11 protein-coding genes and 1 tRNA gene are annotated in these 13,470 nt (G+C 57.6%); 2 read left to right on the forward strand and 10 right to left on the reverse strand.

The window, feature by feature from the left end:
• Positions 1–119 precede the first annotated feature (119 nt).
• Together FPL19_RS04250 and FPL19_RS04255 are read left to right on the forward strand one after the other, a co-directional pair.
• Positions 120–1,991: an Lnb N-terminal periplasmic domain-containing protein gene (locus tag FPL19_RS04250; RefSeq protein WP_150910919.1), complete on the forward strand. Its 1,872-nt coding sequence runs from the start codon at positions 120–122 to the stop codon at positions 1,989–1,991.
• Complete coding sequence (locus tag FPL19_RS04255) at positions 1,961–2,827, forward strand: alpha/beta hydrolase (protein ID WP_150910921.1); 867 nt, start codon at positions 1,961–1,963, stop codon at positions 2,825–2,827. Before FPL19_RS04250 ends, FPL19_RS04255 begins: the two co-directional genes overlap by 31 nt.
• Positions 2,828–3,042: 215 nt before the next feature.
• On the opposite strand, the gene pnp is transcribed toward FPL19_RS04255, so the two are convergent.
• From pnp to tpiA, 10 genes are all read right to left on the reverse strand, one after another.
• Positions 3,043–5,160, reverse strand: coding sequence for a polyribonucleotide nucleotidyltransferase (pnp, locus tag FPL19_RS04260; RefSeq protein WP_191965253.1), 2,118 nt, complete (start codon positions 5,158–5,160; stop codon positions 3,043–3,045).
• A 312-nt stretch (positions 5,161–5,472) separates the two neighbouring features.
• The gene (rpsO, locus tag FPL19_RS04265) at positions 5,473–5,742 is read right to left on the reverse strand and encodes a 30S ribosomal protein S15 (protein ID WP_150910924.1); all 270 of its coding nucleotides are present in this window, start codon (positions 5,740–5,742) and stop codon (positions 5,473–5,475) included.
• 90 nt (positions 5,743–5,832) lie between these two features.
• On the reverse strand, positions 5,833–6,753 hold the full coding sequence (gene truB, locus FPL19_RS04270) for a tRNA pseudouridine(55) synthase TruB (RefSeq protein ID WP_150910926.1): 921 nt from the start codon (positions 6,751–6,753) through the stop codon (positions 5,833–5,835).
• The gene (rbfA, locus tag FPL19_RS04275) at positions 6,750–7,172 is read right to left on the reverse strand and encodes a 30S ribosome-binding factor RbfA (protein WP_150910928.1); all 423 of its coding nucleotides are present in this window, start codon (positions 7,170–7,172) and stop codon (positions 6,750–6,752) included. The genes truB and rbfA overlap by 4 nt, the downstream gene beginning before the upstream one ends.
• Positions 7,173–9,731, reverse strand: coding sequence for a translation initiation factor IF-2 (infB, locus tag FPL19_RS04280; RefSeq protein ID WP_150910930.1), 2,559 nt, complete (start codon positions 9,729–9,731; stop codon positions 7,173–7,175). It abuts the gene before it with no gap.
• Between the two features lie 17 nt (positions 9,732–9,748).
• A complete protein-coding gene (gene nusA, locus FPL19_RS04285) occupies positions 9,749–11,242 on the reverse strand; it encodes a transcription termination factor NusA (protein ID WP_150910932.1) in 1,494 nt (497 codons plus the stop codon).
• Positions 11,243–11,307: 65 nt separating this feature from the next.
• Entirely contained in the window at positions 11,308–11,769 is a 462-nt protein-coding gene (rimP, locus tag FPL19_RS04290; protein WP_150910934.1) for a ribosome maturation factor RimP, read from the reverse strand.
• 352 nt (positions 11,770–12,121) lie between these two features.
• Positions 12,122–12,206 (reverse strand) — tRNA-Leu (locus tag FPL19_RS04295).
• A 7-nt stretch (positions 12,207–12,213) separates the two neighbouring features.
• Positions 12,214–12,591: a preprotein translocase subunit SecG gene (gene secG / locus FPL19_RS04300; RefSeq protein WP_150910936.1), complete on the reverse strand. Its 378-nt coding sequence runs from the start codon at positions 12,589–12,591 to the stop codon at positions 12,214–12,216.
• Between the two features lie 36 nt (positions 12,592–12,627).
• Positions 12,628–13,386, reverse strand: a complete 759-nt coding sequence (gene tpiA / locus FPL19_RS04305; protein ID WP_150910938.1) for a triose-phosphate isomerase — start codon at positions 13,384–13,386, stop codon at positions 12,628–12,630.
• Positions 13,387–13,470 lie beyond the last annotated feature (84 nt).

Genomic DNA, 13,470 nt, shown 5'->3' on the forward strand with positions numbered 1-13,470 from the left:
GCCCGAATTCGGGCCTGTTCAGGGACGAAGGCCAATGCCACGGACGGCACACTTTCCTTTCCCTCCGGACATCCGTTAATCTTTCAGCAGTTTTTGCCACGGGGATCGAACGTTCTTCCATGCGCCACCCTCTTCACCTCGCGCTCTACCTTGCGCTGACCATTGCCGGGCTGGTCCCTGCCCTGGTTAATGCGGCGCCAGACATTCCGGATGATCTCCACGAAGACCCCGCCTGGCTAACACTGGTTCATTATCAGCCAGAAAAATTCGGGTCCGGATATAAAGGCCAGGCCGATGATCAGGGGTTCTATCTCAGCGACCAGGGCAAAACGTCTCCAAGAGCGGAACTACAGGCGACCGTTGACGCGATAACCGCACCGGGTGGAGGGGAAGACCATGCACGCTGCCGGTTTCCCGCCCGCGACCGCTGGCTGCGAAAACAACTCGATCTGCCCCAGACACCGATCAACTGCCCCGATTTTGAGCAGTGGTCAGAAACACTGAATACGGAAACCGTCACACTGGTGTTTGCAGCCTCCTATCTGAACAGCCCGTCGTCCATGTTCGGCCACACCTTCCTGCGGCTGGACCCGCCCCAGGAAGACGCCGAGACAAACCTGTTGCTGGCCAGCACCATCTCTTACGCGGCGGACGCCGCCGCCCATGACAGTGAAATCCTGTTTGCCTACAAGGGTATTTTTGGCGGCTACCCGGGCATCACAACCATTCAGCCCTACTATGAGAAAATCCGGCTCTATTCCGACATTGAACACCGGGACCTCTGGGAATACCGCCTTAACCTCACGCCAGAAGAAGTCGACATGCTGTTGGCCCACACCTGGGAAATTCGCAGCCACAATTTCGATTACTATTTCTTTGACGAGAACTGCGCCTACCGCTTGCTGGCACTCATTGACGTGGCGCGCCCCGGAACTGACCTTCTGGGCGAAGTAAGCACTCACGCCATACCGTCGGATACCGTTCGCTGGGTGTTCGACAAGGACCTGGTGAGTGATGTTCACTATCGCCCGTCAGCTGCCACAGAAGTCAGTTACGCCATCGGCCAGCTGCCGCAAGACCATCAGACCCTGGCTGCCGCCATAGCCAATGGTTACGTCAAGCCCGACGCTCAGGAAGTAAAGGCCCTGCCGGACGCCGAGCGGGCCCGGGTGCTGGACACCACTTACGATTACGTGCGTTACAAAAGCGAAGCCGATGACTGGCCCAGGGACATTGCCGCACCGCTGTCCTACGAACTGCTGCGTGAGCGCAGCGAAATCGACAACGCCCCGACAGTACCCGAACCGCCAACACCACGCGTGCGTGACGATCAAGGCCACGATACCTTTCGGGCCAGTATCAGCGGCGGCCAACTGGGAGACCGCAATTTTACTGAACTCACCCTGCGCCCCGCCTACCACGACATACTCGACCCACCGGCCGGCTACCGCAAAGGCGCCCAGCTCCAGTTCCTGCGCCTGGATGCGCGACTGTATATGGATAACAACGAAGTACAGATAGAACAGCTGACCGGCGTGGAGATCCGCTCCCTCTCCCCTCGCGACCAGTTCTTCTCGCCCCTGTCCTGGCAGGTAGGCTTTGGCGGCCGCCGCACCGACACTGAAACAGACCGGGTGTTTACACCCTATCTGGATGGCGGCGCAGGAGGAAGCTGGTGGCTTGCCGGCGGCACACGGGCTTTCGCCATTGCCACCGCCGACCTGGAAATCGACGACGACCTGCGCCGAGGTTACGACGCTGCCCCCGGCGCCGACCTGGGCATCCTCCACCAGAACAACCGCTTCAGCCTGTTAGGGGGCGTGAAAACCAAAGCCTGGATCGTCAGTAGCCAGCACCGCCAGGACCTGGCCTACCTGGAAGCCAACTGGCACATCGGGCGGGACTTCAGCCTGTTCGGAAAATTCAGCCGTGAAGACCACTACGACAGGTACCGCAGCGAATGGCAACTCGGACTCCACGCGTACTTTTAAACACCCGGAAAACACTGACCGGCCTGGCCGCAACGCTGACACTCATGTTGCTGACCGGTTGCAGCAGCGTCTTTTTCTACCCGGACCAGGTCACCTATGTGACCCCGGACCGCCTGAACCTTGAATACGAAAACGTCTTCATCGAAACCCCGGACGGCGAAACCCTCCACGGCTGGTGGCTACCCGCCCAATCCGACCCCAAAGGCACCGTCTACTTCCTCCACGGCAACGCCCAGAACATCAGCAGCCACGTAATGAACGTCGCCTGGCTGCCTGAGGAGCGCTACAACGTCTTTTTGATCGACTACCGGGGATACGGGCGTTCCACCGGCGCACCGGACATAGAAGGCACCCTGCATGACTCAGAAGCCGGCCTGAGATGGCTGACAGAACACCCGGACGCCCAGAACCAACCCCTGTTCCTCCTCGGCCAGAGCCTCGGCGGCGCCCTGGGCACCACCCTGGCCAGCGAATGGGTCAAACGCGGCGAACAACCACCCCTGGACGGCGTCATCGTCGACGGCACCTTCTCTGGCTTCCGCGCCATCGCCCGGGAAAAACTCGGCGACTTCTGGCTCACCTGGCCGTTACAGATTCCCCTGAGCTGGACCATTACAGACGAATACGAGGCTACTGACCAGATTGGCGATATTAGCCCAGTGCCGGTGATGGTGATTCACAGTGTTCGGGACGGGATTATCCCGTTTCACCACGGGCAGCGGTTATATGATGCGGCGGCAGAACCAAAGCGGTTTTTGCAGACAGATACGGGGCATGCTTCGACATTCGTGATTCCGGGGTACAAGCAAGAAGTGCTGGAGTTCATGAGACAGTAGGCGCGAACCAGTTCCGGAGCGCGCGCCGGGCAAGGCTGTTCAGGAACGTGCGGAGCCATGGATGGCGGAGCCCGAGCCCACAGGGACGTGCTTGTGGCGTTTCCTGAACAGCCTTGCCCGGCGTGCTCTGGCGCCAAAACGATCAGACATAAAAAAACCCGCCAGACTCAAACGAGTGGCGGGTTTTTTGTCGGACTACAGCTTGCAGCGCAGAATTACAAGGCGGAAAGATCCGTCGGCTGCTCACCTTCCTTCACTTCTTTCATGGACAGCTTCACGCGACCACGGTTGTCCACATCCAGAACCTTCACCAGAACTTCCTGACCTTCGCTCAGCTCGTCAGTGACGTTCTCGATGCGACGCTCGGAGATCTGGGAAATGTGCACCAGACCATCCTTGCCAGGCAGGATGTTAACGAAAGCACCGAAGTCCACAATGCGCTCAACGCGGCCACTGTAGATAGCGCCCACTTCGATTTCAGCAGTGATTTCCATCACCCGCTTCATCGCCGCATTGGCCGCTTCCTGGTTATCGGCGTAGATCTTCACGTTGCCGTCATCATCCAGATCGATAGATGCACCGGTCTCGTCACAGATAGAACGGATCACAGAACCGCCCTTACCGATGACATCGCGGATCTTCTCCGGGTTTATCTTGATGGTGGTGATGCTCGGCGCGCGGCTGGACAGTTCCTTGCGCGGCGCAGAGATTACCTTCGCCATCTCGCCCAGAATGTGCAGACGTGCAGCGTTGGCCTGCTCCAGAGCGATTTCCATGATTTCGTCGGTAATGCCCTGAATCTTGATATCCATCTGCAGCGCAGTGATACCTTCAGAGGTACCGGCCACCTTGAAGTCCATATCGCCGAGGTGATCCTCGTCACCCAGGATATCGGTCAGAACCGCGAACTTGTCGCCTTCTTTGACCAGACCCATGGCGATACCGGCAACCGGCGCCTTGATCGGCACACCGGCGTCCATCAGCGCCAGGGAAGAACCACAGACAGACGCCATGGAGCTGGAACCGTTGGATTCCGTGATCTCGGATACCGCACGAATGGTGTACGGGAATTCTTCCATGGTCGGCATAACCGCAGCCACACCACGCTTCGCCAGACGGCCATGACCAACTTCACGACGACCCGGGGTACCTACACGGCCGGCTTCGCCGACAGAGTAAGGAGGAAAGTTGTAGTGGAACAGGAAGGGGTCTTTACGCTCGCCTTCCAGGGCATCGATGATCTGCATATCGCGGGCAGTGCCCAGCGTGGTGGTCACGATGGCCTGGGTTTCGCCACGGGTGAACAGGGCCGAACCGTGAGTGCTGGGCAGAACGCCCACTTCCACTTCGATCGGGCGAACGGTCTTGTTATCACGTCCGTCGATACGGGGCTTACCGTCGATAACCTGCTTGCGAACAATGGTCTTCTCGACCTTGCCGAAGTATTTCTTCACGTCATCCGCGGAAGGCTGGCCTTCCTCTTCACCCGCCAGTTTCTCAACCAGCGCGCTCTTGATTTCGCTCAGACGACCATAACGCTCCATCTTGTCACGGATGCTGTAGGCTTCTTCGATAGCGGTCGCCGCTTCGGCGTTAACAGCGTTCAAAAGCTCAGTGTTCTCGGCTTCAGGCTGCCATTCCCAGCGAGGCTTACCGACTTCTGCCGCCAGTTCCCTGATCGCGGTAATGGCCGTCTGCATTTCTTCGTGGCCGTAAAGTACGGCACCCAGCATCTGATCTTCGGTCAGGCCTTTGGCTTCGGACTCAACCATCAGGACGGCGTCGTCTGTACCGGCAACCACCATGTCCAGCAAAGACGTTTCCAGCTCCTCGAACGTTGGGTTCAGGAAATAGCCGCGCTCGTTGGTATAAGCAACCCGTGATGCACCAATGGGGCCGTCGAACGGAATACCGGAAATGGACAGCGCTGCAGAGGCAGCCAGCATCGCGGCAATATCCGGATCCTGATTCTTACTGGAAGACATGACCGTGGTGATGACCTGGGTCTCGTTCATGAATCCTTTCGGAAACAGCGGACGGATCGGACGGTCGATCAGACGGGATGTCAGGGTTTCTTTCTCGGACGGACGGCCTTCACGCTTGAAGAAGCCACCGGGGATTTTGCCCACGGCGTAGGTCTTCTCGAAGTAGTTGACGGTCAGCGGGAAAAACGGCTGGCCCGGCTTGGCTTCTTTCGCCGCGACCACGGTACCCAGTACCGAGATATCATCGACGGTGACCAGCACAGAGCCAGTCGCCTGGCGCGCGATGCGGCCGGTTTCGATGGTGACGGTCTTGCCGCCGAGTTCAAATGATTTTTTTACGGGCTTCAGATCCACGATTACTCCTGATTTAATCTTGATTTCAACTGTCCAGTAGACTCAGAGCAGCCGCCCATGCGGACTGTCTGTTTTTGCATCCGTCCCAGATGAACCAGAGAGCAACCTGTCCGAAAGCTAACAGGCTGTTGCAAAACCCCGGGCACTGGCCGTTTTATACTTTGCCAGCCGGGCTTTTCAACAACCTGCTATCAATTTCAACTTTCCAATACGACAGGGAGTACTTCCAGAGTTCACTGACAGACACGATGCAGAAAAGCACAACCGGCGAGGCTAATGCCCCACCGGTCGTCAAGAACAATCAAACTAGCGACGCAGGCTCAGACGCTGGATCAGCTCCAGGTAGCGGTCTGCGTTCTTGCGCTTCAGGTAATCAAGCAGCTTACGACGCTGGTTTACCATCCGGATCAGACCGCGGCGGGAATGGTGATCCTGCTTATTGGTCTTGAAGTGATCCTGCAGCTTGTTGATGTTGTGGCTCAACAGGGCAACCTGAACTTCAGGGGAACCTGTATCGCCTTCACCTTGCTGAAAGTCCTTAACAATCTGTGCTTTTTCTTCGGCCGAAAGAGCCATAACTCACCTCATTGTCGCGATGCTATAAATGTCCAGCCGAACCGCGCATCTCTACAGCCCGGCTAATAGGCAACAGCGTTCTCCACACTGTCAGCCGCTCTTCACCAGTCGGCGCGGCACCAGTTTGGTGGCCTCGCCTTCCGGGAATTTTTCCGCCAGCCCGACAAAGCCTTTATCGCCATACAGACGAATAAAACCTTCATCAAGCTGACCGGCTATTCTAACTGGTTGTCCGTTCAATATCGACACCAGTGACTGGCCCTCCAGGCGCTGCTCCGGAAACATGGAAAGGGCCGCATCGGGCGCTACCAGCAAGCCATCCAGGCTCTCGCCCTGTTCACGCATCTGCTCCAGATCCGGTACCTGACGGGCGTCCGCCAAAGTGAACCCGGACGCCATGGTGCGGCGCAATGCCGTCACATGGGCACCACAACCCAGCGCCTCGCCAATATCCTCGACCAGCGAACGAATATAGGTGCCTTTGGTACAACTGACCGCGATGTCCATCTCGTCGTCGCGCAGTTCAACCAGGGACAGCTCATAGATGGTTACCGGCCGGGCAGGACGCTCCACTTCAATACCTTCCCGCGCGTACTCATAGAGCGGACGGCCTTTGTGCTTGAGCGCGGAATACATGGAGGGAACCTGCTGGATATCGCCGCGAAAGCGCTCCAGCACAGGTTCAAGATTCTCGGGCGTGAGGCCGGCGGGTACCGGCTTTTCCTCGACGACAGCGCCTTCACTGTCTCCGGTTTCCGTGCGCACTCCCAACTTTGCCGTGGCGATGTAGGACTTGTCGCTGTCCAGCATCATCTGGGAAAACTTGGTGGCCTCCCCAAAACACAACGGAAGAACACCGGTTGCCAGGGGGTCCAGCGCACCGGTGTGGCCCGCCTTGGCGGCACCAAACAGACGCTTGACCTGCTGCAGGATACCGTTGGAGGTGATATCCATGGGTTTGTCGATCACCAGGATACCGTTGACGTCCCGTCCCTTGCGACGACGGCTCAAACGTCTTTCTCCGGATCGTTCTGGTCACTGTCTTCACCGGAGACGGCGGGCTTGTCGCCCACCGCTTCCCGGATCAGATTGTCCATATGCCGGCTATGGTTAAGCAGTGCATCGAAATGAAACCTGAGCTGCGGGGTTACCCGCAGCTTCATGGCACGGCCGACCTGCCCTTTCAGGAAACCGGCGGCCTTGTTCAGCACCGACAGCGAGTCCTGCACCTGTGGCGAACTCTCGGTCAGTTCTTCAGTGGTCAGCAGCGACACGTAGACGTCTGCATAGCCCAGATCACGGCTCACCTTGACGGCATTGACCGTGACCATACCCACCCGCGGGTCTTTGACTTCCCGCTGGATGAGCTGGGCCAGCTCCCGCTGCATCTGATCGCCGATGCGATCAATACGGCTAAACTCTTTTGGCATTTACGCCCCCGTCGATTCGAGCTTGCGCTCAACCCGGACGCGGTCGAATACTTCGATCTGGTCACCGACCTTCACGTCGTAGCCTTTAACGCCGATACCACACTCCATGCCGTTACGGACTTCCGGTACGTCGTCCTTGAAGCGACGCAGGGATTCCAGCTCGCCTTCAAAGATCACCACGTTGTCCCGCAGAACACGGATGGGCTTGTTACGGTAGACATTACCCTCAATCACCATACAACCGGCCACCTGGCCGAATTTCGGCGAACGGAACACGTCACGCACATCGGCAATACCCACGATATCCTCGCGGAACTCGGGTGCCAGCATGCCGGTCAGGGCGGCCTTCACATCATCAATCAGGTTGTAGATGATGCTGTAGTAGCGCAAATCCAGACCTTCCTGTTCCACCAGACGCTTGGAAGCGGTATCGGCCCGCACATTGAAGCCGAAGATAACCGCGTTGGTTGCCATCGCCAGGCTGACGTCGGTTTCGGCAATACCGCCAACACCGGAGGACACGATCTTCACCTGTACCTCGTCGTTGCCCAGATCCTTGAGCGACTTGGTGATGGCTTCCAGAGAACCGCGAACGTCGGTTTTCAGAACCACGTTGAGGGTCTTGACCTCGTCCTTGCCCATATTCTCGAACAGGTTCTCGAGCTTGGCCGCCTGCTGACGGTGCAGACGCTGCTCCCGTTCACGGGCCTGACGGAATTCCGCCAGCTCTTTGGCCTTCTTCTCGTCAGCCACCGCAAAGAACTCGTCTCCGGCGTTCGGTGTGCCGTTCAGACCGAGGATCTCCACCGGAATGGACGGCCCGGCTTCTTTGACCTGCTTGCCTGCCTCGTCAGTCATCGCGCGGATCTTGCCGAAGAAACCACCGGCAACGACCATCTCGCCCTGGCGCAGGGTACCGTTCTGAACCAGTACCGTCGCTACAGAGCCACGACCGCGTTCCAGGCTGGATTCCACAACCACACCCTTGGCAGGTGCATCAGGAGACGCTTCAAGTTCAAGGATTTCGGCCTGCAGCAGCAATGCCTCAATCAAGTTATCGATGCCTTCACCGGTATGAGCCGACACCGGAATAAACTGAACATCACCGCCGTATTCTTCCGGAATCACTTCAAGACCCGCCAGCTCGCCCTTGATCTTCTCAGGGTCAGCACCTTCCTTGTCTATCTTGTTGATGGCAACAACGATGGGGACGCCAGCAGAGCGGGCATGCTCGACCGCCTCTTTGGTCTGCGGCATTACACCGTCATCGGCTGCCACAACCAGGATGACGATATCGGTGCATTGGGCACCACGGGCACGCATCGCCGTAAAGGCCGCGTGGCCCGGGGTATCCAGGAATGACACCATGCCGTGGTCGGTTTTCACGTGATAGGCGCCGATGTGCTGGGTAATACCACCCGACTCGCCAGACGCTACTTTGGTGCGGCGAATGTAATCCAGCAGTGACGTCTTACCATGGTCAACGTGACCCATCACACTGACGACCGGCGCACGCTTGGTTCTTTCTTTGCCTTCGAAGACAAACTCGCTCAGAACCTCTTCCTCGAACGCATCTTCGCTGACCGTGTTGGGCTTGTGGCCCAGTTCTTCGGTCACCAGTACGGCGGTTTCCTGGTCGAGCGCCTGGTTGATTGTCGCCATTACCCCCATGCCCATCAGTTTCTTGATGACGTCTGCGGACTTGACTGCCATCCGCTGGGCAAGATCACCAACAGTGATCGTTTCAGGAATATCGACTTCTCGTACCATTGGCTTGGTCGGCCTCTCGAAAGCATGACGCTTTTCTTTGGGTTTCTTTTTGGCGCGAAGCGGCTTGCGCAGCGTGGTGTCTTCCTCTTCCTCATTGATAACGAGGGGCTCGTCCACCGGACGGTTGCGCGGACCGCGATGGCCTGCAGACTTCTTCTTCGGCTTGCCTTCTTCCGGCTCGTCGCCACGGCTGCGGGCCTTTTCTTTCTCTTTCTTCTTCTTGGCCTTGCGGTCTTTACCTTCACCTTCTTCAGGTGGCGGTATCGGCATATCTTCCGGCGCCGGAATGGACGGCTCCGGCTCGGCAGCCTTCTTCGACGGCTTCGCCTCGGTTTTTTCCTCTGCCGCAGGTTTTTCTTCGGCTACCGGTGTTTGCGGCTCGGCCGCTTCCTGCTTCGGAGCTTCGTCCTGTGGCGCCTCGGCCGCAACCGGTTTTACCTCTTCTTCCGGCGCTTCCGGAACCGGTGTTTCTTCCGGCTTGGCGGCTTCCGGCTCGACTTCGGCACGCTTGACGTAGGTGCGACGCTTGCGCACCTCTACGTTCACTGTCTTGGCACGACCCGCTTTCAGCGTGGTGGTCGTTTTGCGCTTGAGAGTGATCTTTTTCGGCTCAGCCTCACTCTCTCCGTGGTTCTTTCTCAGATAAGTCAGCAACTGTTGCTTTTCATCACTTGTGACAGAATCTGCCTCGGAGCGGGCTTTCAGGCCAGCCTCCACGATCTGTCGCAGCAAACGATCCACGGGAGCGTCTATATCTGCGGCCAGTTGTTTTACCGTTACATCAGCCATACTGGTCCTCCTCCCGATTAGGCCTGGTCTTCAAACCAGGGTGCGCGCGCCGTCATAATCAGCTGTCCGGCGCGTTCTTCTTCCATACCTTCAATGTCCATCAGATCATCCACCGACTGCTCGGCGAGATCTTCCATGGTACGAACTCCCATCCCGGCAAGCTTGAATGCCAGGCCACGCTCCATGCCGTCCATTGCCAGAAGATCTTCGGCTGGCTCGGCACCCTCAAGCGCCTCTTCGCTGGCCAGGGCCTGGTTCAACAGGGCATCCTTGGCGCGGCGGCGCAGTTCGGTCACGGTCTCTTCGTCAAAGCCTTCGATTGCGAGCATCTCATCCATGGGGATGTACGCCACCTCCTCAATGGAAGTGAAGCCTTCCTCGATCAGAACGCCGGCGAATTCCTCGTCCACGTCCAGATTGCCGGTGAAATGCTCCAGCAATGAATTGTATTCCTGCTCCTGACGCTCACCGGCTTCTTCCTCGGTCATCACGTTCAGGGTCCAGCCAGTCAGCTCTGTTGCCAGACGCACGTTCTGGCCGTTGCGGCCGATAGCCTGGGCCAGATTATCCTCGGCAACCGCCACTTCCATGGTGTGACGGTCTTCGTCCATCACGATGGACGCCACTTCGGCAGGTGCCATGGCGTTGATGACCAGCTGGGCGGGATTGTCGTCCCACAGCACGATGTCAACACGCTCACCGCCGAGTTCGTTGGATACTGCCTGAACCCGTGAACCGCGCATACCCACACAGGCACCCACTGGATCAATCCGGCGATCGTTGGTCTTGACCGCAATCTTTGCGCGGGAGCCCGGGTCACGGGCAGCGCCACGGATCTCGATCAGCTCCTCGGCAATTTCTGGAACCTCGATGCGGAACAGCTCGATCAGCATCTGCGAGTCGGTACGGCTGAGGATCAACTGTGGGCCACGATGATCCGTGCGAATTTCCTGCAGCAGGGAGCGAACCCGGTCGCCCATGCGGAAGGTTTCCCGCGGGATCAGGTGTTCACGGGGCAGCAGCGCTTCGGCATTGGCACCCAGATCCACGATGACGTTATCCCGTGTCACTTTCTTTACGGTACCGGATACCAGCTCGCCAACCCGGTCACGATAGCTGTCGACAATCTTGGTGCGCTCAGCCTCGCGGACCTTCTGAAAAATAATCTGCTTGGCAGCCTGGGCGCCAATGCGCCCGAACGACACGGATTCGACCTTTTCCTCATACATGTCACCCGGCTTCAGAGCGGGATCGATCTCTTCCGCTTCCTGCAGCGTCAACTCGGTACCCAGAGCCGGAACCGCGTCGTTATCAACCACCAGCCAGCGACGGAACGTCTCGTATTCGCCGGTACGACGATCAATCGACACGCGGATATCCGCTTCCTCGTCGTCGTAGCGTTTTTTGGCAGCGGTGGCTAGTGCCAGCTCAATGGCTTCAAAGATGACATCCTTCTCGACTCCCTTCTCGTTCGAGACGGATTCAACCACCAGCAAAATCTCTTTACTCATCGGATTGCCCTGCCCTTAAATGTATACATTGCGTCTTCTGACTTGTTCGAAATGCGTCTGCGACCCTATTCAAAAACGGGAACTATGTTGGCTTTTTCAATGCTGTCGAATGGAAGCAGATACTCGTGGTCATCCACCAACAGAACAACATCGTCACCTTCGATTCCCTTGATCAGGCCCTGAAACTTGCGACGCCCCTCAAAGGCCATTCTCAGCCTGAGCTGAACCTGGTGACCAGCAAATGCCTCGTACTGATCAAGACGAAACAGCGGACGATCCATGCCCGGTGACGACACCTCAAGGGTGTACTCGGTCTGGATCGGATCTTCGACATCCATCACACCACTGGCCTGACGACTGACGGATTCGCAGTCCTCGATGCCTATGCCGTTTTCGGCATGGTCGATAAACAGTCTCAATAATGAATGTTGCCCCTGGGAGCGATATTCAATGCCCCAGAATTCGTACCCGAGCCCTTCCACGACCGGCCTGAGCATTTCTTCCAGCTGTTTCAACTTTGCTGACAAGGCTTTGACGTCTCCGCTGCGTATTTTCGAAACTTTTTTGAAACCCAAAAACAAAAAAAGGGCTGTTTATCAGCCCTTTTTATGCACCAGGACCTGATGCGCCAGGCCCCTTAATCAAAAAGCCCCATAAAACCGGGGCTCTTTGTTGCAAGAACTCGCAGAAGACAAACCCTCAAACAACGTCTTCTGCTGACAGACACCTGGCCTGTCAGAAATGGGGCGCAAACAACTGCGTCTAACCCACTCCAATAATCGGCGGAGTATAGAGATGACCGCCTTTCTGGTCAAGGACTGACCACAGAAAAACGGCCTGGAAGATCCAGGCCGCTTTCTTCAAAACTTACTTCAAAAATGGTGCCCGGGGCCGGACTCGAACCGGCACGGCTTTCGCCACTACCCCCTCAAGATAGCGTGTCTACCAGTTCCACCACCCGGGCAGCAACCTTACTCAAGGTCGGGGAGCGCATTGCCTTCCCCGCCCTCGGACTCACTCTCGCCTTCCGCTCCGGCGTCTGCCGGGGCCGACTCTTGCGCTGCCGGCTGCTGCACCTGAGGAATGCCGGCTTCACCAGCTACCTCGGCACGCTGCTTGGCGAAAAGCGCGAGCGAAAAACTTGTTACAAAAAACACAATGGCCAGCAGCGTTGTGGCGCGGGTCAGAAAACTGCCACTGCCCTGGCTGCCAAACACAGTTTGAGAGGCGCCGCCACCAAATGCCGCGCCAGCGTCCGCACCTTTACCCTGCTGGATCAGAACAAGACCCACCAGTGCAACGGCGATCACTACGTGTACTACGACAACCAGTGTTTCTACCCAATCCATAACGACTCTCGAATCATTCTTGATATCTTCAAGGCTTCAGTACCCGCCCGGCACCGCCCGGCAAATACTCATAAATTCATCTGCTTTCAACGACGCACCGCCAATCAGACCACCGTCGATATCGGGCTGTGCAAACAGAGCGGGCGCATTATCCGCTTTTACACTGCCGCCGTAAAGTATCGATACGTTATCCGCGGGCGCACCTATCGATTTCAGCTCCCGCCTGATGGCAACGTGCATGGCCTGAGCATCCTCTGCGGTCGCTGTCTTGCCCGTGCCAATGGCCCATACTGGCTCATAAGCGACCACGACATTTGGCCACTGATCGTCAGACACATTCGCCAGCCCGGCTCTGACCTGCGCCGAGACTACCCGCTCGGCGGTGCCGGCATCCCTTTGCTCCAGGGTTTCGCCAACACAGAGAATAACGGTCAACCCGGCATTCACAGCCTGCTCCACCTTCGCGGCAATCTGCTCGTCTGTCTCTGCGAACAGCTGACGGCGCTCGGAATGGCCAACCAGGGTATAGGCACAGCCGATATCGATCGCCATGGCGGCAGAGATTTCACCGGTGTAAGCACCGGACTCCCAGCAGGCAATATTCTGGACACCGACCCCGAAACCGGCGCTGGAGGATTCAACCACTCCCGGCACGTAAAGCGCAGGCGGAATAATAACAAGCCCGACACCGTTTTCAAGCGAGGCCATCTCTGACCCGATCCGGGACGTCAGCTGCTGAACCAGCGCCTTGGACCCGTTCATTTTCCAGTTTCCAGCTACGATCTTCTGGCGCATACCGACCTCTGCAACTGTCCTGCGCTAACAGGGAATCAGGGGGAGCCCAAAGGATGGCGAACTATACAGCAGACACCTGATGCA

The organism is Marinobacter halotolerans (assembly GCF_008795985.1).
Classification (GTDB): Bacteria; Pseudomonadota; Gammaproteobacteria; order Pseudomonadales; family Oleiphilaceae; genus Marinobacter; species Marinobacter halotolerans.

Bases quoted from the DNA above. Each gene is read 5' to 3' on its own strand.
- FPL19_RS04250 (WP_150910919.1), top strand. From the start codon at position 120: ATGCGCCACCCTCTTCACCTCGCGCTCTACCTTGCGCTGACCATTGCC.
- FPL19_RS04255 (WP_150910921.1), top strand. From the start codon at position 1,961: ATGGCAACTCGGACTCCACGCGTACTTTTAAACACCCGGAAAACACTG.
- rpsO (WP_150910924.1), bottom strand. From the start codon at position 5,742: ATGGCTCTTTCGGCCGAAGAAAAAGCACAGATTGTTAAGGACTTTCAG.
- rbfA (WP_150910928.1), bottom strand. From the start codon at position 7,172: ATGCCAAAAGAGTTTAGCCGTATTGATCGCATCGGCGATCAGATGCAG.
- infB (WP_150910930.1), bottom strand. From the start codon at position 9,731: ATGGCTGATGTAACGGTAAAACAACTGGCCGCAGATATAGACGCTCCC.
- nusA (WP_150910932.1), bottom strand. From the start codon at position 11,242: ATGAGTAAAGAGATTTTGCTGGTGGTTGAATCCGTCTCGAACGAGAAG.
- secG (WP_150910936.1), bottom strand. From the start codon at position 12,591: ATGGATTGGGTAGAAACACTGGTTGTCGTAGTACACGTAGTGATCGCC.
- tpiA (WP_150910938.1), bottom strand. From the start codon at position 13,386: ATGCGCCAGAAGATCGTAGCTGGAAACTGGAAAATGAACGGGTCCAAG.